Origin of the sequence: Ornithinibacillus bavariensis, from assembly GCF_050433565.1 — a bacterium.
In the GTDB taxonomy this organism is placed as follows: domain Bacteria; phylum Bacillota; class Bacilli; order Bacillales; family Amphibacillaceae; genus Ornithinibacillus; species Ornithinibacillus bavariensis.
Genome location: NZ_JBNPWZ010000006.1, coordinates 37,299 through 57,753, shown reverse-complemented (window position 1 = coordinate 57,753; position 20,455 = coordinate 37,299). Strand labels below are relative to the sequence as shown.

Below are 20,455 nucleotides of genomic sequence, written 5' to 3'. Positions count from 1 at the left end.
ATTCTATGTATATAGATAAACAAGGGGATGGTGACGTGACATGAAGCAACGCCAAAAAAATATGTTATTTTTAATTGTATGTTTAGGGCTAGGTATACTAGCAGAATTAAGCTTTTTCCATGGAATGATTGGAATCTCCTATCCGATTTTTATAGCAGCATTTTACGCAGTGTTCTATTTTCGATTTGGATTTACGTTTAATCATCGTCGTATCGGGCTACTGTTAATGGTAGTTATCTGGGTGCTATCTGCATCCTACTTGTTCTACGATAATGAAACTTTTTATCTGTTGAACATTATCGTAATTCCTATTCTGGTGTTCATACACATTGTATTAATCACAACACCAAATAAGGTTGACTGGATTTCAATTCCCTTTTTTAACCAAGTCATGAATAAGTTCTCCCAGATGTTTAGCTATGTAAAGCGTTATATCAAGCTGATGGGGAAGCGTACCTTGTTTAAGCAAATGAAAAAAGAAACAACCCAAGCAATTAAACGGATTATCTATGGATTATTAATTGGTATTCCTTTATTACTGTTTATTACTGCTTTACTCATGTTAGCAGATGAGAAGTTTGGCAATGTGGTAATGACGGTACCTAACTTTATTACTAAATTCAATTTTCTAGAAGGCTTTTTCCGCCTCCTTGTAGTTGTGATCGCAACATTATTGTTCTTTGGGGCATTTCAGGTACTTAAGAAAAAATATACCCCAATTATAGTGAAACCGATTTTAGACAAAAAACAAGCAAGCTGGGACGGGATAACGGCAGCCACTATTTTAGTTTTATTAAATAGTGTTTATCTTCTATTTGTCGTGATTCAATTTAAATATTTTTTTGGGAATGCAATACAGGAGAACTTCACATATGCCGAATATGCTAGAAGAGGCTTCTTTGAGCTCATATTAGTTACATTAATAAACTGGACCTTACTCTTATGTTTCTTGAAATTCGTTAAGCCTGCAAAAAAAGCATTGGCATATTTTATAAAGGTTATGTATTCTCTACTAATAGTTTCAAGCGGGATCATGCTTGCTTCTGCCTATATGAGATTAACCCTGTATGAAGAGGCTTACGGCTTTACAATCGACCGAATTTTAGCGCACACCTTTATGCTATTTTTGCTGGTCATTTTTGCTTATACACTCATTCGAGTATGGCTCGAGGGAATCTCGTTACTACATTTTTATATGATTGCCGGCCTAATTTTTTACACTGGCTTGAATGCCATTAATTTGGAAGAAATGATTGTGGAAAATAACCTTGAGAGATATGAACAAACTGGGAAAATTGATATTTATTATTTAAACGGATTGTCATTCTCTGGAATAGACGGATTAATCACCTTATATGAAAAGGATCCATATTATCCTGAATTAAGGATGTTGTTACGAGAGCAGAAGGAAATACTCCATGAAATTGAGTCAAATACATGGCAGTCTTATAATTTCAAAAGGCAGCAAGTAATGGAGAGACTCCGAGGACTTGAATTAAAGTAAAGGAGGAGGTATACGAATGAATGAAATTCCAAATCATGTAGCAATTATCATGGATGGAAATGGACGATGGGGAAAAAGTCGAGGTCTTACAAGAAGTGAGGGTCATTATGCTGGATCACAAACAATGGAAAAAATCATTGATGCAAGTGCTGAGCTAGGTATAAAGATTTTGACATTATATGCGTTTTCTACAGAGAACTGGAAACGACCAAAGGATGAAGTAAATTATTTAATGAACTTACCGATTAAATTCTTTAATCAAAAGCTACCTGAATTTATGAGACGCAATATTAAAATTCATATTTCGGGCGATGTAGATAATTTACCTAAAGGAACTCGTGATGCGGTGGTAAAGGCGATGGAGAAAACGAAAAGTAATACTGGGCTAATTGTAAATTTTGCCTTGAACTATAGTAGTCGAAAAGAGATTCTTCAAGCAATCTGTCATGTTATACAAGATGCGGAAAACAAGCTCATTTCACTTGATGATATGGATGAGAATGCGTTTCAGAAATACCTATATACTAAGAATTTACCTGATCCCGATATCGTTATTCGAACCGGTGGGGAAAAACGAGTAAGTAATTTCTTATTATGGCAGTCCTCTATGTCAGACTTATACTTTGTGGACGTTCTCTTCCCAGACTTTACAAGGGAAATGTTAATAAAAGCAATTCATGATGTAAATAAACGAAGGATGAATTGTGCTGATGAATGGGCTGGGTGAGAAGAATTTTAGTAAGGTTCTAGTTTAGAGAGATTTCGTGTGACTGGCCTGCCTAATGGACAAAAACTGAAATAAAATAATGAATATGGCTTATAGAAGGGTTCTAATGGACAGCAAACGTCAAAAATTGGTGAAAATGTCTAATAGATCAGTTCTAATAGACAAAACGATGTTGAAAAGAGTGAATTTGTCTATTAGACTCCTTCTATAAGACAAAAATAAATAAAAATGAGGAAAGCTGTCTAATAGCTGTCCTCTAATAGACAGAAACACCGTCAGAATTTAATAATATGGCTATTAGATTAACCATAATAGCAACCTAAAAGAAAAAAGACGAAAATGAATAATTTAATATTTAACTAGAGACCTCACGAAATTTAATACGAATTATTTCTTCTGTAAGGTTGTTAAAGGTAATATCAACAAAAACGCCAAATTCTTTTTTTGGTTCTTCCAGCCAAAGCTTAAAGGTTTCTGTTGATGTATCCACCCCTTTTTCTCTACCGATATGAAGGTAATCAACAATTTCAGCATTTGGAAACCTTTCCTTTGTCTTTTCCATGGCGATACGACCCCATTTGGCGTAGCTAGGCACTTCCTTTTGGGCATAAACATGGTCAGTTGTTTGTTCCATGGTAAAAATTCCAAAGCATAAGTAAGTAGATAGTAGTAATTTTATTAATTGCTTCATTGTTTCAACCTCGCTTAATAAAATAAATGGAGTGAAGGTAATGGTATTTGAAATAACGATACAAATACGTGTAGCTAACTTTCAAAAAGGATTACACTGGTATCAACTATTATTGGGAAAAGAACCTGACTTTATACCACATGAAGGATTTGCAGAATGGGAGCTAATTCCTGGTAGTTGGCTACAAGTAGCAGAGGGAAAACCAAGTGTAGGAAGTGGTCCGCTTCGATTGGCCGTTACTAGTATTGAGGATATGAGAGATAAATTAAGGGATCTTGAAATAGAAGACGTTGAGGTACACTCGAGGGAGGGAGTACCTGTTAAGTGGTGTACATTTTCAGATCCTTGGGGGAATTATATTGGTTTGTTTGAGTATTTAAATAAAGAGGAAGAGGCTAATAGAGCTAAGGAAATTCTTAAAAAATAATCATATGAACAATTATTTTCAACCTCGCCGATGAAGTGTGGTTTTTTTTGCATGGATTTTAAATGGATGAATTGTTAACCTATAATTTATAAGGTTGACAAATGAAAGAAACCCATATTATAATCTGGTAGCTAGCCAAATTAGCAATTGCTGTCGACATCGTTAAAGGGGGATGTACATATGCATGAACAAAGTAGGAAATTAAGGGTTATGATGAATGTTGCAATATTTGCTGCTATTACGGGGATATTAGCGCAAATTGAGATTCCACTGCCACTAATTCCAATAAGTGGACAAACACTTGCTGTAGGTATTGCTGCGGTTGTTCTTGGAAGTCGCCAAGGGGCATTGGCGATGATCTGCTATGCGGCCATTGGGGCAATTGGTGTGCCTGTGTTTGCTGGATTTGCTGCTGGATTACAAGTTTTGGTTGGACCTTCAGGGGGATATGTTTTTGGATTTATTGTGGCTGCTTTTATTACAGGGTTTATATTAGAAAAAACTAAATTTACTATTCCGTTAGCATTTGTAGCCAATATTATTGGGATGCTTATCACACTTGCGTTTGGAACCATCCAATTAAAATTTGTGTTAGACTTAAATTGGAACGCAGCGCTTGTAGCCGGGGTTTATCCTTTCCTAGTGGTAGGAGTAATTAAAGCTTTCCTAGCAAGCTGGGCAGGGATTGTTGTTAGGAGAAGGTTGCTACAGGCAAATTTACTTGTTGTCACACAAAAGAAAAAAGCTGTTTAAGACGAGAACCTTTAGTTATATAAAAAAAGAGTCATCCACCACTTATTAGATTGGTGGATGATTCCTTTTGAACGACAAGCTTTGAGGTAAATATCTATCTTGGAAAAAATACTTACTTCTTCAGGACCTTTAAAACGTTTAATGTCCTCCTATAACCGAGAACGAATAAAAGAATAACGGTATAGATAATTAAACCACATATCGAATAAATCGCTTCTAAATTGGTGCTAATTGGCGGGTAACCGCTGTGTTCATTATAATGGGATTCATTGGCATCATATACTAACCAAATACAAAGTAGTGAAAACCCTAATAAAGCCAGAGCAAAAATAGCTTTTTTGTGAAAAACCAATTCCCTTAAACTATCTTTAAAAACAGACTTAAAGGATTTCTGATTCAGTTGGTCATTTTGTGCTTGTGTTTTCTTTTGAAAAGGCACTAGAAAGTAAGTCATGAGTCCACTATAAATCAACAGTATTACGATAACTTCAGAATAACTTTGCCATATAGTATTCATCAAAAAATTCCCCATTTATCGATAAAGAATCTCTTTTTGTTCCCTCAATCTCAAAGCCAAACTTCTGATAAAGTGAAAGTCCAGCTATATTACGTGTGACCACGGTTAACTCTAAACGGTGTATGTTATTCTTAACTGCCCACTTGTCTAATTCGTTAAACAATAAAGTGCCCACACCTGTACCTCTATACGCTTCATGAATGCCGATTACCAGATAGGCAGAATGCTTTTTACGCTGTGCATCACCACCGATAGCAAATAAATAACCAACTAACATGCTGTTATTTTCCGCAATTAGAATGGTAGAGTTTTCTTCCAACTGGAACCTCTCAATCATTTTTCGTTGGTTTTCTGGTTGAATTTCACGTTCCTCTGGTTCCCATAGCATATACTGTGAGGTCTTTTCCACCTGCTGAATTAGTTGTGTAAGTTTACCAGCATCGGCAGGCCCTGCTTCTCTAACCTTCATTTTCATTCTCCCTTTGAATCAGCTTGGACATTTGGTGCCAAATCGAGCCTTTAGCTTCTTCTCCACCTTGAATTCGGTCTAAAGCCATTTTCACCTGCATTCTAACTTCAAATTCCGGATCGTTCTGAGCTTCTAGTAGTGCTGGAATTGCCGTTTCATCTCCTATTTCATATAAGAACATGGCAGCACGCCAGCGAACTAATCTGCTCTTATCCTTTAATGTCTTTATCATTTCGGGGATTGCTTCCGTATAGCTTAAATCGGACAAGCAGTCACCAGCTGTACGTTTCACATTGACCGCTTTATCCCTTAATGCTTTATACAGTAGAGGAAGTACCGCCTTATCACCAATCATGCCAAGGTATGCTGTTGCAAGTCTACGTATGGAGGACTTCTCATCATCAAGCGCTTTATCCAACACGATTAAATCTTCTATCGTTGGATCCATTTTATCAAGAGCGGCATAGCGTTCCCGCCAGTCTGGATGGTCTAACATTTCTGGTGTAACTTTTATCCAACGGGGAGGGGCTGCTTTATTGTCTAATGCATATTGAACAAGTTCTTGTAGACGCTCCTCATCATAAGCAGCAGAAATTTCTTCTACTACCTCTTTTCCAATTTCTTCTACATCACCATATCTAGGTCCATGCTCTACCCATTTTCGTTCGGCAAGCATGTTGTCGGAAGCGGTAGCTGCTTCAATTGCGGCATTCATAAATCGATCAGGAAGGCCAAATCGATATTCATGGTCACCTTCTTCAAGCTTAACCTGTATTGGAATGTACCGGAACATTTGCACGAAAACTTTTACCTCACCATAATGCTCATCTACAGATGAATTTGTGTTAACTAGCTGGCTACTTTCTGCTTCTACGGAACCAAGCGTACGCTCAACTTCTGGTAGAATTTCCTCCCATGGGGTGCGTGCATCCCTCTCCAAGGCAATAAAGTCAATTACACGGTAAATTCCCTTCACACCATTGATGGAAAAAAGAGCTTGTATATACGAAGGGGCATGTGATAAATCATCACCAAGCTTATAATTCTCTGTTTTTCCGTCCGGCATTTCTACATTTACATTTATCTTCATTGAATATGGGCTTGGTGTTGGTTCGATGGAAACTATTTTCATGAAAAATCCCCCTTAGAATATCGTTTGTTACGGTTCATTCTATCAAAGGGGGATTACTCTATCCATTATTAAGCTAGTATTTTCATGTTGGAAATTCTTTTTTTACTATGCTTTCTCTTTCTTCTCATCTCGTTCAAACAACACAATCAAACTTGGTAATAAGACTCCCCGAATAAGGAAGGTATCAATTAATATTCCGACAGCGACAATAAATCCAAACACAAACAGTAGTTGAATTGGCTGTGTCATGAGCACTGCAAAGGTGGCGGCTAGAATAATTCCTGCTGAGGATATTACACCGCCCGTGTTTGCTACGGCAATTTGCGTAGCCTCTTTTATCGAATGCCTTTGACGTTCTTCCATAAATCTTGAAACTAAAATGATGTTGTAATCAATACCAAGCGCCACTAAGAAAATAAATGCATAAACTGGCACACGGTCACTAATTGTATCAATGCCAAAGAGTAGATTCGTTAAAAACAATCCTAGACCTAATGCTGCAAAGAACGATACTAATATCGTACCCATCATATACAGCGGCATTTTAAATGACTTTGTTAAGAAAATGAGCATGACAAAGATTAATATGGTTTCTAGTAATACAATGAGGACTAAGTCATGATTATTGGTGTTGCGATCATCTAGAGAGGCTGCTGTCTCACCAGCAAAATATATCTCTCCCTCTAGATTACTAGCGTTGAGTAACTTCTCTGTATTTCCTTGGATGGTCTCTAATGCATCAATGGACTCTAAGGAGTATGGGCTATTCTGAAAGGTTAAACTGTACGATACAACCTTTTGATCCTCGGTTATGTTTTCTAATCTTACATTACTGACATGGTCTTGTTTAGAGAGCTTATCTAATAGTACTTGCTGACTCTCTTCAGGTATCGGGGTGTTCGCTTCAACGATAACCGTAGTTGGTGCAAGATCCCCAGCTGCAAATTTTTCTTCTAAGATCTCATAACCCACTCTAGATGGCATATCATCTGGAAAGGATTTTATTAAATCGAACTCATATTTAAGGTTAAAATTATATAAAGCACTAACGAAGATAAACACGCCAACGGCTACAATAGACACAATTGGTTTCCTGATAACAAAGCCCCCCACCTTACTCCAAATGGAGCTAGGCTTTACCGTTGTATCTCCAACTCGTGGAATGACTGGCCAAAAGGACTTTCTTCCAAAGATAGCAAATAAAGCAGGAACGAGGGTAACCGATGCAATCATAATAACGATTAATGCCGTACCGAAAATAGGTGCAAAGTTTTTATAATCCCCAAGCTCTGCAAAGATTAAAATTATCATCGCGAGGAATACTGTTCCACCGGAATAAAAAACTGGTAATCCAGTTCCACGCATTGCTAGTTTCATTGCGGTATTTTTATCCTCGTGTTGTTTCAATTCTTCCCTAAAACGAGAAAATACGAATAAGGAATAATCGATTACAGCTGCAAAAAGTAAGACAGACATAATCGATACAGACTGTGTACTCATTAAAAGTCCAGCCTTACCAAATAACCCAAGAAGCTGTGTAACTATTTGGTACACAAATACAGCAGCTACTAAAGGAATAAGAGCAATTAATGGTGAACGATAGATAACCATAAGTAGAACTAAGATAATTCCTACTGTCGACATGATTAAAACAATATCAGCCCGAGTAAATAGGTCAGTTGTATCGACAGCAATCCCGGCAGGTCCTGTAATAGAGGCTGATAAATCAGTATGTTCCTTAATAATAGTTTTAATTTTTTCCAAAGTAACCTTTATTTCAGGTGTATCTAAATTGGAGTCTAGATTGACAGGAATAATCGCTGTCTTCCGGTCCTTTGAGAAGAATGGATTAGTTGCTTGTTCAGGTAACATCCCGAATGGAACAATCTCTTTTACACCATGAAGCTCTTCTTCGATTACTTGATTTGAGATGGCAGCCAGATCCTCTACTGTAACCTTACCCTCTGATTGCAGTACGATGATTGCTGGTAATAATTCACTATCCCCAAAATAGGTAGACATTTTTTCATTGGCAACGACGGATTGCATGTCATTTGGTAGCCTTTCAATACTGGCAACCTGATAATCCCGTACACTTGGCATCGAGACAGTCAATATTACCGTGAAAAGTATCCAAATAGTGAAGGTAATCCACATTCCTCTCTTCGTAGAGACCTTATCTGTTATAGCTTGTAACAATTTTCTCATGGTTAAAAGTCCTTTCTATATAAAGTGACACATGTGTAACTTTGGAGCGAAAAATAACGGTATTACCGCTATTTTATTATTGATTAAAGTTACACCAGTGTCAATTATTCTTTGTTGAACATTCCGTGACACATGATTTCTTTCATTTTTTCCACCCACTCCGAATGGGGAATTCTTTCAAGATTTGGAATGTTAACCGTCTGGAAAATAAGTCCCAAAACTAAGCTGGATGGAAGATCCTCTTTCAGTACTTTTTCACTTTTACCAAATTCTATGAACTTCTGAAGCAAAGTATACAACTGATTATGCATTTTTTCTAATTTATGCTTGTTCTCAGCTACCTTTTGGTTGACGGTAGGAATCTGCATCCCAATTTCCCTAATTCTATATATGCTCATATCATTGAAGATATAGTTGAATAATGCATGAAACTGATCAAAAAAGGATTTTTCTTGATTTACTATTTTAAGATTATCTATGAAGGTCTGTAATTCATACACCATGTATTCACTTAATAGTTCTTCCTTGTTCTCATAATATTTATATATGGCTGCTCTTGATACATCTAATCGATTAGCAAGTAAAGTAAAGGTGTAGCCATCATAACCACGATCTAATAGTAATTGTTTTGTTGTTTGATAAAGTTCTTCTGTAGAAATTTTACGTTCACGTGCCATGTTCTCACCTCTACTTTATTATAAAGAACTTCGTAAAAGAGTAAAATAATTCTATTTGTGTATAAAGCTGCGAACAGAAAACAGACTATACATGAAATAAAACTATTTGCAGAAGTGAGTGGATATGAATGCCATACCGAGAACAAATACCAGTTGATAAAGGAATTGATAATACAGCTAAATTACTTATAGAGGGCTATAACTACATAACCAATCGTAGAAATAAATTTGGAAGGGATATTTTTGAAACAAGGCTGCTTGGTGGACAAAAGGCAATTTGTATTGCTGGGGAAGAAGCTGTAAAGGTATTTTATGATGAAGAGAAGTTCGTTCGAAATGGTGCAGCACCAAAAAGGCTACGCCAAACCTTATTCGGTGAGAACAGTATACAAACTACAGATGATCAAAAGCATAGGCACCGCAAGGAATTATTCATGTCCTTGATGACAAAAGAAAGGCTGGAGGACATGAATCGATTGATAGAAAGAGAACTTGTCAATGCTATAGACCGCTGGTCAAATGATGAAGAAGTAGTTCTCTATAATGAAATGGTTCTGCTATTAACCTCGGCAGCCTGTGAATGGGCAGGTATTCCTGTTAAGCAAGATGAGTTAGGGAAAGTAGCCAATGAATTAGAGGCAATGTTTGATAGTGCCGGTGCTATCGGAGTAAGGCATTGGAAGGGAAGGGTGTCACGGAATATGGCAGAGAGCTGGTTACAACAGCTCGTCCAGCAAACGCGTAAAGGTAAAGTAGAAGGTAGTAAGGATACAGCCCTTTATAAAATGGCTTGGTATCAGGATATGAATGGAGAATTATTAAATGAAAGAATCGTTGCTGTAGAGCTATTAAATATACTAAGGCCGATTGTTGCCATTTCTGTATATATTACCTTCGTCGCCTTGGCCTTATATGAACATCCATCAGAAAAAGAGAAGCTAATGAATGGTGATGGAGAATATGCCGTACTCTTTATACAAGAGGTCAGACGATACTACCCGTTCTTTCCGTTATTAACCGCGCGGGTACGGGAGGATTTTCTTTGGAATGGACATGATTTTAAGAAAGGAAATCTGGTTTTACTAGATATTTACGGAACAAACCGTCACCCGGATATTTGGGAGCACCCGAATACATTTTTTCCAGAACGATTCAAAGATCGAGAGGAAAGCTTCTATGATTTTATCCCTCAGGGAGGAGGAGATTATTATCGAGGACATCGTTGTCCCGGAGAGTGGATGACAATTGAAGTAATGAAGGTGGCACTTGATATATTCGTTAATAAAATGGAATACCAAGTACCAAAGCAGGATCTGCGATATAGTATGCTACGATTCCCAAGCCTTCCCCAGAGTAGATTTGTTATAAGTCGGGTAAAAAAACTATAAAGTAAACCTCATTCCGCGGGGTTTCCTCCTCCCCGCGGAATGTTAAAGTACGAATTAATCAATCTTCCGTTTAAAGATAAGCTCGAAAAAAGAAGGTACTCCATATCCTTTGATACCTGGTGCAAATATTTGTACGAGCTCCCAACCATTTTTTTCATGTTCATAAACAACCTCATGATAATCCTCTTCAGGGTTGAGTTTAAACGTAGATAGATTTATTTTTACAAATTTATGTTCATACATCGTGGTTCCCCTCTCCAATAATTTCCTAGAATAATTATATTGTACTCGCTTTGGGACTCGGAATAAATAACGGATTATTCTAGATTCTTTTCGTTTGTTAATTTTTCACGAATTGTATTCTCTAATAGGAAGCGAAACTTATTCCTATCCTCATCAGTAAATGGCTTAGGACCCTTTGTTTTTAGCCCACTTCTTCTCGCCTTTGCACTGAGGTGGCGAGTTTCAAGTAACTGATTGATATTTTTATTCGTATAAGCAAATCCCATGTGATGTAAGACGAAGCAACCTTTTCCCAACCCAAGCGAAGCGAGCCCGTAATCTTGTGTGATAATTAAATCCCCTCTTTTAGCTAATTGCATAATACGATAGTCAGCAGCATCTGCACCTGTATCAACATAGATTATTTCCACTCCCCCCATTGTTTCCTCATTAGAAAAATGGCTAAAGCTTTTGACTAATACTACCTGCAAATCAAATTTTTTAGCAACTGAGATAACGACATCTTTCACTGGACTTGCATCTGCGTCAACATATATTTTCATAATGATATCTCCGTTTCAAATAGACTACTTTCATGTAAGTAGATTTTAACTGATTTGTCAATTCATCTAAACGGGGTAACGAGTGGTAGGTGCCAAATTTGTTAACGTTATTCCTTTTCCGTAGTTATGGTAATTATAAGATCAAAGGTTACGAGCTACAAAACACGAAATAACTAAATTAGTATTGAAACAGTGAATAGCTAAAACCAGTAAGCAAAGGAGCCATTGGGTCCCGAAAAATGGTCGAGGATCCAAAATCGGTAAGCAAAAGCACCATTGCGTCCCGAATAATGATAGGAGAGTCCAAAATCGGTAAGCAAAAGCACCATTGCGACCCGAATAATGGTCGAAGAATCCAAAATCGGTAATCAAAATCGCCATTGGATCCCGAAAATTGGTCGAGGGTCCGAAAACGGTAAGCAAAGGAGCCATTGGGTCCCGAAAAATGGTCGAGGGTCCGAAATCGGTAATCAAAAATGCCATTGGGTCCCGAAAAATGGTCGAGGATCCAAAATCGGTAAGCAGAAGCACCATTGCGTCCCGAATAATGATAGGAGAGTCCAAAATCGGTAAGCAAAAGCACCATTGCGACCCGAATAATGGTCGAAGGAGCTAAAATCGGTAAGCAAAGGAGCCATTGCCAGAACACAATAAGGTCATAATTGGTATGCTAAACCAATTATGATTTTTTTATTAATATTATTCACTTTACAATAGTGTGCGTCATACACTATAATGACAATAGGAGTTGATGAGGATGAACGAGAAAGAGCATATTGATAAATTAATGCTTGAATTACGACGTGGGACCATTACAATAGGAGTTTTAAGCCAGCTATCAAGTCCGAAGTACGGTTACTCACTAGTGTCATTGCTGGAGGAAAAGGGGGTTCATGTGGAGCCAGGTACATTGTATCCATTATTAAGAAGGTTAGAAAAACAAGGCTTACTGGAAAGCAAATGGGATACGAATGAGGCTCGACCAAGGAAATATTACGTGCTTAGTGAAGTAGGGAAAAAGGTATTTGAACAATTATGTGTAGAGTGGGAGAGTATTGTCCAGAGTTTGGAAGGATTAATAACGAATAAAGGAGTAGATAAAAATGGAGATGGTTAATCGGTATATTTATGCGGTAACTCAGAAATTGCCGCAATCACAACGAGAGGATATTGCAGCTGAACTAAGGAGTTTAATTGAGGATATGCTGGAGGAACGGGCTGGTGCAGGTGATATTTCTGATGAAATGGTTAATGAGGTTCTACTGGAACTAGGTAGTCCAAGAGAAATGGCCCAAAAATATCGTGGAACAAAGAAGTATATAATTGGTCCTGAGTTATACGATCCCTTTTTAATTGTCTTGAAGATCGTATTAATATCAATGTCAGTTGGATTAGGAATTATATTTGTCATTGAGTCAGTTTTAGACCCGGCAAATATTTTAGATCATTTTGTGAGCTTCATCGTTACCATTGTAACTGGTTTTCCACAAGCGCTTGGTTGGGTGGCATTAACATTTATGCTTGTCCAATATGGTGGGGGATTGAAGGCAGATGAATTAAAGTTTGAGAAGTGGGATCCTACTAAATTACAGCCTATTCCACATCCTAAAAAACAGATTAAGAGATATGAGCCAATAACAGGTATTGTATTCTATGTAATAATTATCGTTTTATTTGCGTTCTCTAGTAACTTTTTTGGAATATATAGATTTAGTGATAAAGGGTTCCAACAAGTAATTCCATTTTTAAATGAAGAAAGCTTTTCACAATATATGCCATTTGTAATACTGTTATTGGCTATTTTTATAGTGAAAGAGTGTTTAAAATTAATTTCGGGTAAATGGACCATGAAATTAGTTGCTTATACCGCAGTGATAAACATTTTCTCAATGGTTGTTGCCTTTTTCTTAATCACTGGTCAAGCGTTTTGGAATCCTAATTTTATGATGGAATTAGTCCAGGCTGGACTCGTTACGGAAGGTTCGGAGGGCTTTAGAGTAGTAGAATCTATTTGGGTAAATAGCACTAGAATCATTGTAGCTTTATTTTTAATAGGGCTTGTATGGGATATCGTAGATGGGTTCATAAAAGCTCGAAAAGCTTAAATTTTTTTCTTTCCAATAAACAACGAATTGATTATGATAGAAAATAATCAATTCGTTGTTTTTATTGGGAGGGAAGATAATGGAATTCGTTAGACCTTCTATAGAGTGGGAGAGAGAGCATCGTGAATATGTGGAAGAGTGGGGACCAGCTAGAATGGTACCGAGTAGCTTTGATTTAGCTGGATTTGAAAGCTATGAAATGTATTTAGAAGCATTAACTAAGAGAGAAAATGGTCATGGTAAATGGCTTCCATGTACGAACTATTTTCTTGTAAATGAGAATCATAGAATACTTGGGATGGTAGATATTAGCCATGAATTAAATGATTTTTTATTTCGTTTTGGTGGCCATATCGGCTATAGTGTTCGACCACCAGAAAGAAGAAAGGGCTATGCCACATTAATTTTAAAATTAGCCTTAGCTAAGTGTAAGGATATAGGGATCAATGAATGTTTAGTCACCTGTGATGAGGATAATATTGGTTCTGCAAAGGTTATTTTAAATAATGGTGGTATAGAGGATCAATCGGAAACAGACATAGATGGAATAGTTAAAAGAAGATTTTGGATAAAAATAACCAACAGCTAAGGTGAGATTATTATGGAAAATCAACCAGTACTTGTACAGCAGATGAAGAAGAAGGATTGGTCTTGTGTCAAAGAAATTTATAGACAGGGAATCGAGACTGGTAACGCAACATTTGATACGGAACCACCCTCCTGGGAAGAGTGGGACAATGGTCATCTCGAAGGCTGTCGTTTAGTTGCTTGCTATGGTGAACAGGTCATAGGCTGGGCAGCACTAAGTCAGTCAGCTCATAAGGAAGCTTACCGTGGGGTTGCAGAAGTGAGTATCTATGTTTCGACCAATAGTTCCGGTAAGGGAGTAGGCTCTTTATTACTTAAAGAAATAATAAAAGCAAGTGAAGAAGAAGGACTATGGACACTGCAGGCATTAATTTTTCCGGAAAATACTGCTAGTATGAGCCTGCATATCCGAAATGGCTTTGAAATTGTAGGAACGAGAAAAAGAGTGGGAAAGCTAAATAATAAGTGGCGTGATGTTGTGTTACTAGAACGGAGAAGTAGTATAGTAGGTGTCGATTAGACGAAAATGTCTCTGTTACTAGCCTTATTCAGCTAACAAGGCTATTGAAAGGTCAATGTATCAATAAAAATTTAATTTATGAATGATTAACCAAAATAGAATCCTTTGAATATAGTAATTATGACATTATATATTGGGGGTTCTAAATATGAACTATGTAAGAAGTGGTTTAGCATTTTTGGGATTTTTAATTGCAGGTACAGGTATCGGGATGTTTTTTCATAATACTGAAGCAGGTGGCGCAGTAGGTTTTGGCCTCGGGATTTTGTCGATATTGGTATTGCGAAAGGATGATTAAATTAAAACGGAACCAGTTTAGCATGGTAGAATCGAAGCAATATAAGAAGTGAAAAATAGTGAACCCCAAGTATTTATTAATGCATTGACGTAGGAAAACAAAAGGCTGTTTCGTTTGGGATTTCCCGTAGAAACAACCTTTTAATTTATTTTTCTTGTTCCTGATAGGCACCGTAATCCTTGCCATAAAATCGATTATAGCGTTCTTTAAATTTCTGAAACACATAGGTTACTAGCACCTTAAGAATGGCATATCCTGGAATACCAAGGATTACCCCAATTAATCCGAACAAATTCCCTGCAACAAGAAGAACGATAATAATGGTTAATGGATGAATCTTCATTGTTTTCCCCATAATATTTGGTGATATGAAGTTACCCTCTAAAAATTGTACCACTACCCATACGACTGCAAGCTTTAGTAGCATTAATGGGGAATCCACAATAGCAATAATGACAGCAGGAATAATTGACATGGTCGGTCCAAGATATGGAACGACACTAAGTAATGCTGCAACAATTGCGAGTGTAATGGCATAATCTAATCCAATAATTAAATACCCAATATACAACAGAATACCAATACAAGAAGCAACAATAATCTGACCTTGAATATAGGAACCCACCTGTGCGTCCATATTTTTCAAGATCTGATTTACATCATCACGAAACCTTGGTGGCAATAAACGTAAAGAATATGCTTTAAATCGATCTCCATCCTTAAGTAAGAAGAAAAGAATAATTGGAAAGGTTACAATTGCCACGACAAAGTTCGTTACGGTACTGGCGAAGCTTTTTACTCCGGCAAACGCATTTCCTAAATAAGAACCAATGATGCCAGGAATATTGCTGAAATTTGAAACGACCCAATTATAGGCCTCGTCGTAATATGCGGCAACAAAGGAACTTTCTAGCCAGTCATTTATATCAAGCCACAGGCGCTGTACATATTTTGGTAAAGTCTTTACTAGATCGGTGACTTGGGCTTCAATAGCAGGTGCAATAAGTAGAATTAAACCTGTTAGCAGACCAGTTATCCCGATAATAATAATTACAATTCCCCAGATTCGTTTAATCTTAACACGCTCTAGTAAGTCCACGATAGGATTCAGTAGATAATAAGCTATAAACGCTAGAATAATTGGGGGAGTTATCGTTGATAAAATAACAAGTAATGGGTTAAAAATATAGGATATCTTTTCATAAAGGAAAATCGTAAATCCTATTAAAATTAGTAACAACAATGCAAAAACGACATTTTTCCCCCCAAGGAATTTAATAAAGCGATTTTCAGAATTCATCAAGTTGGGACTCCTTTTTATTTTTCATTATAGTAGAAGAAGTAGATTTATTCCATCTCCATAGGAGTATTATAACTGATATTTAGTCAAAATGTAGGATAATTGGTTGGAAAATTGAGAAAAAAGACCTGTTGCTGATAGATTGGACCTATGCCTATGATTATAATTGGAATAATCATAACTATGGCGGAGGTTCTTTTAGAATATGAAAAGTAAAAAATTGATCATATTATTTAGCGTATTGTTCTTAATGACAGCCTGTGGAAAAAATGATGTAGATTCACCAGAGAAAAAGGAAAACAAAACGGAACAAAAATCGAACAATCAAAATAACAGTGAAGAGAAAGAGGAATCGGAAGAAGTTTCCTTTGAAGTAGAGGGAACAAATGCCCCGAAGGACCAAGGAGATTTACAGGTCTGGTTTGAGGGGAAAATTGAATTAGAGGGCAATAAAGTTATTGCTAAAGGAGTAACTAATTTATTACCGGAATCGCGGTTAACACTAGATATTAGTCCTGAAGAAGGGACTTTTATCGGGGGAGATGGCTCTGGAAATGTTGATAGTAATGGAACCTTTGAAATAGAAGCGGGCGTTCCTGATGGGTTTGAGGGATTATTACATGTGGAACTCTCTTTCAAAACGGGTGATCAATCTGATGACAAAATAAAGGAGCATTATTCAGAAGGTATCAAAGGGGGATTTGCTAGGATTTATTATGACTCCTATGAGGATGAAATGTATAGCAAAGCATCCTTTCGTAACACCATTGTATTTGATGGTCAATCACAATCCTTTTCAATTATAGAACCAGAATGGAATAAACCGGATGATTTAGGAAATCCAACTGTTTGGATGAAACCAACTGTAGAAAAGTTTGAAGATTATGTGGTAATTAAAATTGAAAGTAATTTAATAGAGGATACCTTTATTCGCGGAACTGCAGATATTCCAAATTATATTACTACTGGATTTAGTGGTTCTACATACATCAATCCTGATGGAACTGCAACAATGTACATCAAGGATCCAGAAAAGGATAGTAGAATAAAGGGTGTTTCTAAGTATGATATTAAGATTGAGGTTGATCCTGCAGATGGAAATAATGGTAAACATGTAATCGAAGCCTATGGCGAAAATGGAGAAAGGTTATCAGGTGACCTTGTTTATAAGAAAGATGATGGTAAAGCAATTAGTCAAAAAGTAACCATAAGCATGGATTAGAAAACGGATAAGTGAGTTATTTCAAGCAATCCTCAAAAAAGTTTGTTATACTTAATGTATGTTAACGAATAATATATAAATAATGATGCAGGTTTTGATATTATCAAGGGATTCTAAGGGAGGCTTTCTTTCCAGGAATCCCTTTCATACACGTTCTTTTCCCTATGTATTAGTTTTAAGGAGGATATACCAGCTTGAATGACGTTACGAGGTTAGAAAAAGAAGCAATGCAGATGCTAAAAGAGACTAGCAGAACATTTTATATCCCAATTAAAATTCTTAAACCAAAATTACGAAAAACAGTTGGTTCTGCTTATCTTTGTATGCGAGCAATAGATGAAATAGAAGATCATGAGCAGCTGGATCCAGAAACAAAACAATATCTATTAAGATCCACAGGCGAATTACTGAAAGGTAAATTTAGTTCGGTGGCCTATGGGGAAATAATTAAACCATATGAAAATGAATTACCAGAGGTAACAAAGCGCTTAGGTGATTGGATTGCCTTTTGCCCCGAAGGTATTGTTGATAAGGTTTTGGAATCTACAAGTATTATGGCAAATGGGATGGCAGATTGGGTAGAAAAGAATTGGCAAATTAGAACGAAAGAAGATTTAGATGATTATACGTATTACGTTGCTGGTCTTGTAGGAGTAATGTTATCGGACATCTGGAAATGGTATGATAATACCGAAACTGTGCCCGAATTGGCAATTGGATACGGACGAGGTTTGCAAGCTGTTAATGTCCTTAGAAATCAGGAAGAGGATTTAGACCGAGGGGTAAGGTTCTTTCCCAATAATTGGAGCAGGGAGGATATGTTCCAATATGCTGAAGCGAATCTAGCTAAAGCAGATGAATACATGAAATCGATTAAGACGAAGAATATTATTCTCTTTTGTAGGATTCCTCTGGCACTAGCCTACCGTACACTCCATGCGCTAAAAAGTGGCAACGAAAAAATGTCTCGCCAAGAAGTAGAAATGACCGTTAATGAAATCTTAAATAATGATAATAGATAACACGGCCTATTGCTGTGTTATTTCTTTTGGGGAAAAAGGCGAATATGAAAACTTTCTTTCTACAAAAATGTAACTTAACCATTCGTATACGATACATGTCTTTATATACAGAGGGGAAGTCTAAACACGATACACTGCCTGAAAGAGGGGAAATATAGTTGAGTAAAAAAAGGCACAATGGATTCTCGAAGCCTTCGACTGGTTTTATACATTCCATTAAACAAGCATTTGAACTTAAGAAAAATCCTATACCATGGGTGAAGGCCTTTAGTGCAGGTTTATGTGCTTCTATCCCAATATTTATTGCGGTTTTAGCTGGGGAGTTCTCTTATGGGTTATTAGCAAGTCTAGGGAGCTTTACATATCTTTATATGTTTAATGAGCCATATGCATTACGTGCAAAGAAGCTTTTCTTTGTCTTATTAGGTCTATCCTTTACGGTTGGGATAGGAACACTGCTAGCACCCTATCCATATATTTTAGCCATCGTTGTAGCACTAGCTGGGGCTTTCGTAACGTTTGTATTTGGAGTGTTAAGGCTACCGGGGCCAGCCGCAATTTTCTTTGTTCTAGCCTTTACGATTACGACCTCGATGCCAATTGATCCATCACAGGCATTATTACGGTCTTGGTTTGTGCTACTGGGAGGATTATTATCGTTGGCCGTTGCAATGGTTGGGTGGTTTTTTAAGCCTAGAGGTCCTGAAACGCTTGCTTTAAAGCGGTTGTATATGCAACTGGCTGATTTTATAGAAGCAGTTGATACCAATGACTTTTCAAAGGCAAGACATCTAACATTAATGCGAATTAAAGAAGCAGGATCAATCATTCATGCCGGGTACATCTCCTGGGACAAATCGGCATTGTATAAGAAGCTGTACTTACTTTATGAGGAAGCAAATATTATGTACGTGAATGTCTTAAAAACCTGTGCTACTGGTGAAAAAAGATTTTCGCCACAAATAGCTCATACCATAAGAACGTGTGCGACTCGAATTGATAAGCTAGATAAGTATGATGATAAGGAAGATAGTTTAGACGGTGTGGGAGATTCAGAGGTTGCCAATAACGTAAAAGAAGTAAAAAAAATTATAAATGGCACCTCCAAAAAGATACCAGAAAAAACTAAAATAATGATACCTCCCATTAGAAGGCTATTCAAAGGATCAGTCCATCGAAATTCTATCATTTTTCTATCTTCTATACGATACGGTGTTATTCTTTTCATAGCGCTATTAATTGCCTTTACATTAGGGTTTGAACGTTCCTATTGGATTCCTTTATCCTGTGCAGCTGTTATGCTCGGTTCAACGGTCATTTCCACGTTTCACCGTTCTATTCAACGTGCAACTGGAACAATTATCGGAGTCTTTCTTGCCACTGCTCTTTTGCATTTTCAACCAGATGGGTTATTAATTGCATTATATATTTTAATGCTAACCTTCTTAACAGAGCTGTTAATACCGATAAATTATGCACTTGCTGTATTATTCGTAACCTCGACTGCTATATTTATGACAGAGAACTCCACGCAAATATTCGATGTGGGACATTTTGCTATGATTCGGATTACAGATATTCTCATAGGCTGTATGATTGGATTAATTGGTATGTATATTATTGGGAGACAATCTGCATCCAGTAGGCTAGCACATACAATGGCGAAGACAATTCGCAGTCAAATACAATTTATGGTATTACTTTTTTCTGAGAAACCAAAAGGATTAGCACTGAAAGACAGCAGTGAATTAAGGAAGATGCAAACAAACCTAAATAATTTACTTATCTTATTTACAACAGCCTTAGGGGAGGTGTCTGCTGATAAACGGTCACTGGAATATATATGGCCAGTAATATTCTCTGTTGAGCAATTGGGTAACCTGTTAGTAGCTGCTATGAAGGTTGACCAAAGAGTATGCCTTACCGATGCAGATTTAGCCCAGCTATTATTAGTATTTGAAATGATGGCAAAGTCGGCAGAGTTTAATCAGGAGATAACCATTAGAGAAATACCACAGATTGATGGGTTTCCACATATTGTAAAAGAAATAAAAGATTTACAGGGAGCCCTCCAGCTTAGGGAACGGTCTATAACCAATTTATCATAAAAAGAGAGACCACA

22 protein-coding genes are annotated in these 20,455 nt (G+C 37.0%); 13 read left to right on the top strand and 9 right to left on the bottom strand.

What is annotated here, in order from left to right:
- Positions 1-40: 40 nt before the first annotated feature.
- Both HNR27_RS11640 and uppS read left to right on the top strand, forming a co-directional pair.
- Complete coding sequence (locus HNR27_RS11640) at positions 41-1,504, top strand: DUF4153 domain-containing protein (RefSeq protein ID WP_429339863.1); 1,464 nt, start codon at positions 41-43, stop codon at positions 1,502-1,504.
- A 16-nt stretch (positions 1,505-1,520) separates the two neighbouring features.
- Positions 1,521-2,231 carry an undecaprenyl pyrophosphate synthase gene (uppS, locus tag HNR27_RS11635; protein WP_429339862.1) on the top strand — a complete coding sequence of 237 codons (711 nt, stop codon included), beginning with the start codon at positions 1,521-1,523 and terminating at the stop codon, positions 2,229-2,231.
- Positions 2,232-2,586: 355 nt separating this feature from the next.
- Here the strand turns inward: uppS and HNR27_RS11630 are convergent, their stop codons facing one another.
- On the bottom strand, positions 2,587-2,922 hold the full coding sequence (locus tag HNR27_RS11630; protein WP_429339861.1) for a DUF3889 domain-containing protein: 336 nt from the start codon (positions 2,920-2,922) through the stop codon (positions 2,587-2,589).
- A gap of 40 nt (positions 2,923-2,962) precedes the next feature.
- On the opposite strand from HNR27_RS11630, the gene HNR27_RS11625 reads away from it, so the two are divergent.
- Both HNR27_RS11625 and HNR27_RS11620 read left to right on the top strand, forming a co-directional pair.
- Entirely contained in the window at positions 2,963-3,349 is a 387-nt protein-coding gene (locus HNR27_RS11625) for a VOC family protein (protein ID WP_212920764.1), read from the top strand.
- Between the two features lie 180 nt (positions 3,350-3,529).
- Complete coding sequence (locus HNR27_RS11620; protein WP_212920763.1) at positions 3,530-4,102, top strand: biotin transporter BioY; 573 nt, start codon at positions 3,530-3,532, stop codon at positions 4,100-4,102.
- 112 nt (positions 4,103-4,214) lie between these two features.
- Here the strand turns inward: HNR27_RS11620 and HNR27_RS11615 are convergent, their stop codons facing one another.
- The 5 genes from HNR27_RS11615 to HNR27_RS11595 all read right to left on the bottom strand — a co-directional run bounded on the left by HNR27_RS11615 (position 4,215) and on the right by HNR27_RS11595 (position 9,105).
- The gene (locus tag HNR27_RS11615) at positions 4,215-4,619 is read right to left on the bottom strand and encodes a hypothetical protein (RefSeq protein ID WP_429339860.1); all 405 of its coding nucleotides are present in this window, start codon (positions 4,617-4,619) and stop codon (positions 4,215-4,217) included.
- Entirely contained in the window at positions 4,591-5,088 is a 498-nt protein-coding gene (locus HNR27_RS11610; RefSeq protein ID WP_429339859.1) for a GNAT family N-acetyltransferase, read from the bottom strand. Before HNR27_RS11610 ends, HNR27_RS11615 begins: the two co-directional genes overlap by 29 nt.
- On the bottom strand, positions 5,078-6,220 hold the full coding sequence (locus tag HNR27_RS11605) for a conserved virulence factor C family protein (RefSeq protein WP_429339858.1): 1,143 nt from the start codon (positions 6,218-6,220) through the stop codon (positions 5,078-5,080). The genes HNR27_RS11610 and HNR27_RS11605 overlap by 11 nt, the downstream gene beginning before the upstream one ends.
- A gap of 105 nt (positions 6,221-6,325) precedes the next feature.
- Positions 6,326-8,428: an MMPL family transporter gene (locus HNR27_RS11600; protein WP_429339857.1), complete on the bottom strand. Its 2,103-nt coding sequence runs from the start codon at positions 8,426-8,428 to the stop codon at positions 6,326-6,328.
- A gap of 104 nt (positions 8,429-8,532) precedes the next feature.
- The gene (locus HNR27_RS11595; RefSeq protein ID WP_429339856.1) at positions 8,533-9,105 is read right to left on the bottom strand and encodes a TetR/AcrR family transcriptional regulator; all 573 of its coding nucleotides are present in this window, start codon (positions 9,103-9,105) and stop codon (positions 8,533-8,535) included.
- A gap of 128 nt (positions 9,106-9,233) precedes the next feature.
- Between HNR27_RS11595 and cypC the strand changes: the two genes are divergently transcribed.
- The gene (cypC, locus tag HNR27_RS11590; protein ID WP_429339855.1) at positions 9,234-10,493 is read left to right on the top strand and encodes a CYP152 family fatty-acid peroxygenase CypC; all 1,260 of its coding nucleotides are present in this window, start codon (positions 9,234-9,236) and stop codon (positions 10,491-10,493) included.
- A gap of 54 nt (positions 10,494-10,547) precedes the next feature.
- On the opposite strand, the gene HNR27_RS11585 is transcribed toward cypC, so the two are convergent.
- Together HNR27_RS11585 and HNR27_RS11580 are read right to left on the bottom strand one after the other, a co-directional pair.
- Positions 10,548-10,736 carry a DUF4177 domain-containing protein gene (locus tag HNR27_RS11585; RefSeq protein ID WP_212920756.1) on the bottom strand — a complete coding sequence of 63 codons (189 nt, stop codon included), beginning with the start codon at positions 10,734-10,736 and terminating at the stop codon, positions 10,548-10,550.
- 74 nt (positions 10,737-10,810) lie between these two features.
- The gene (locus tag HNR27_RS11580) at positions 10,811-11,278 is read right to left on the bottom strand and encodes a YaiI/YqxD family protein (RefSeq protein WP_429339854.1); all 468 of its coding nucleotides are present in this window, start codon (positions 11,276-11,278) and stop codon (positions 10,811-10,813) included.
- 757 nt (positions 11,279-12,035) lie between these two features.
- On the opposite strand from HNR27_RS11580, the gene HNR27_RS11575 reads away from it, so the two are divergent.
- The 5 genes from HNR27_RS11575 to HNR27_RS11555 all read left to right on the top strand — a co-directional run bounded on the left by HNR27_RS11575 (position 12,036) and on the right by HNR27_RS11555 (position 14,789).
- The gene (locus tag HNR27_RS11575) at positions 12,036-12,395 is read left to right on the top strand and encodes a PadR family transcriptional regulator (protein WP_429339853.1); all 360 of its coding nucleotides are present in this window, start codon (positions 12,036-12,038) and stop codon (positions 12,393-12,395) included.
- Positions 12,382-13,383, top strand: a complete 1,002-nt coding sequence (locus HNR27_RS11570) for an HAAS signaling domain-containing protein (protein WP_429339852.1) — start codon at positions 12,382-12,384, stop codon at positions 13,381-13,383. Before HNR27_RS11575 ends, HNR27_RS11570 begins: the two co-directional genes overlap by 14 nt.
- A gap of 79 nt (positions 13,384-13,462) precedes the next feature.
- Entirely contained in the window at positions 13,463-13,972 is a 510-nt protein-coding gene (locus tag HNR27_RS11565; protein ID WP_429339851.1) for a GNAT family N-acetyltransferase, read from the top strand.
- Between the two features lie 12 nt (positions 13,973-13,984).
- On the top strand, positions 13,985-14,491 hold the full coding sequence (locus tag HNR27_RS11560; RefSeq protein ID WP_429339850.1) for a GNAT family N-acetyltransferase: 507 nt from the start codon (positions 13,985-13,987) through the stop codon (positions 14,489-14,491).
- A 148-nt stretch (positions 14,492-14,639) separates the two neighbouring features.
- Complete coding sequence (locus tag HNR27_RS11555) at positions 14,640-14,789, top strand: hypothetical protein (protein ID WP_212920750.1); 150 nt, start codon at positions 14,640-14,642, stop codon at positions 14,787-14,789.
- 145 nt (positions 14,790-14,934) lie between these two features.
- Here HNR27_RS11555 and HNR27_RS11550 read toward each other — a convergent pair whose 3' ends face one another.
- The gene (locus HNR27_RS11550; RefSeq protein WP_429339970.1) at positions 14,935-16,089 is read right to left on the bottom strand and encodes an AI-2E family transporter; all 1,155 of its coding nucleotides are present in this window, start codon (positions 16,087-16,089) and stop codon (positions 14,935-14,937) included.
- A 205-nt stretch (positions 16,090-16,294) separates the two neighbouring features.
- Between HNR27_RS11550 and HNR27_RS11545 the strand changes: the two genes are divergently transcribed.
- The 3 genes from HNR27_RS11545 (at position 16,295) to HNR27_RS11535 (ending at position 20,441) form a co-directional block, all read left to right on the top strand.
- Positions 16,295-17,311 carry a hypothetical protein gene (locus HNR27_RS11545; protein ID WP_429339849.1) on the top strand — a complete coding sequence of 339 codons (1,017 nt, stop codon included), beginning with the start codon at positions 16,295-16,297 and terminating at the stop codon, positions 17,309-17,311.
- Positions 17,312-17,505: 194 nt separating this feature from the next.
- A complete protein-coding gene (locus HNR27_RS11540; RefSeq protein ID WP_429339848.1) occupies positions 17,506-18,333 on the top strand; it encodes a squalene/phytoene synthase family protein in 828 nt (275 codons plus the stop codon).
- A gap of 158 nt (positions 18,334-18,491) precedes the next feature.
- Complete coding sequence (locus HNR27_RS11535; protein WP_429339847.1) at positions 18,492-20,441, top strand: FUSC family protein; 1,950 nt, start codon at positions 18,492-18,494, stop codon at positions 20,439-20,441.
- The last annotated feature ends 14 nt before the right edge of the window (positions 20,442-20,455 follow it).

Bases quoted from the DNA above. Each gene is read 5' to 3' on its own strand.
- HNR27_RS11640 (WP_429339863.1), top strand. From the start codon at position 41: ATGAAGCAACGCCAAAAAAATATGTTATTTTTAATTGTATGTTTAGGG.
- uppS (WP_429339862.1), top strand. From the start codon at position 1,521: ATGAATGAAATTCCAAATCATGTAGCAATTATCATGGATGGAAATGGA.
- HNR27_RS11630 (WP_429339861.1), bottom strand. From the start codon at position 2,922: ATGAAGCAATTAATAAAATTACTACTATCTACTTACTTATGCTTTGGA.
- HNR27_RS11625 (WP_212920764.1), top strand. From the start codon at position 2,963: ATGGTATTTGAAATAACGATACAAATACGTGTAGCTAACTTTCAAAAA.
- HNR27_RS11620 (WP_212920763.1), top strand. From the start codon at position 3,530: ATGCATGAACAAAGTAGGAAATTAAGGGTTATGATGAATGTTGCAATA.
- HNR27_RS11615 (WP_429339860.1), bottom strand. From the start codon at position 4,619: ATGAATACTATATGGCAAAGTTATTCTGAAGTTATCGTAATACTGTTG.
- HNR27_RS11610 (WP_429339859.1), bottom strand. From the start codon at position 5,088: ATGAAGGTTAGAGAAGCAGGGCCTGCCGATGCTGGTAAACTTACACAA.
- HNR27_RS11605 (WP_429339858.1), bottom strand. From the start codon at position 6,220: ATGAAAATAGTTTCCATCGAACCAACACCAAGCCCATATTCAATGAAG.
- HNR27_RS11600 (WP_429339857.1), bottom strand. From the start codon at position 8,428: ATGAGAAAATTGTTACAAGCTATAACAGATAAGGTCTCTACGAAGAGA.
- HNR27_RS11595 (WP_429339856.1), bottom strand. From the start codon at position 9,105: ATGGCACGTGAACGTAAAATTTCTACAGAAGAACTTTATCAAACAACA.
- cypC (WP_429339855.1), top strand. From the start codon at position 9,234: ATGCCATACCGAGAACAAATACCAGTTGATAAAGGAATTGATAATACA.
- HNR27_RS11585 (WP_212920756.1), bottom strand. From the start codon at position 10,736: ATGTATGAACATAAATTTGTAAAAATAAATCTATCTACGTTTAAACTC.
- HNR27_RS11580 (WP_429339854.1), bottom strand. From the start codon at position 11,278: ATGAAAATATATGTTGACGCAGATGCAAGTCCAGTGAAAGATGTCGTT.
- HNR27_RS11575 (WP_429339853.1), top strand. From the start codon at position 12,036: ATGAACGAGAAAGAGCATATTGATAAATTAATGCTTGAATTACGACGT.
- HNR27_RS11570 (WP_429339852.1), top strand. From the start codon at position 12,382: ATGGAGATGGTTAATCGGTATATTTATGCGGTAACTCAGAAATTGCCG.
- HNR27_RS11565 (WP_429339851.1), top strand. From the start codon at position 13,463: ATGGAATTCGTTAGACCTTCTATAGAGTGGGAGAGAGAGCATCGTGAA.
- HNR27_RS11560 (WP_429339850.1), top strand. From the start codon at position 13,985: ATGGAAAATCAACCAGTACTTGTACAGCAGATGAAGAAGAAGGATTGG.
- HNR27_RS11555 (WP_212920750.1), top strand. From the start codon at position 14,640: ATGAACTATGTAAGAAGTGGTTTAGCATTTTTGGGATTTTTAATTGCA.
- HNR27_RS11550 (WP_429339970.1), bottom strand. From the start codon at position 16,089: ATGAATTCTGAAAATCGCTTTATTAAATTCCTTGGGGGGAAAAATGTC.
- HNR27_RS11545 (WP_429339849.1), top strand. From the start codon at position 16,295: ATGAAAAGTAAAAAATTGATCATATTATTTAGCGTATTGTTCTTAATG.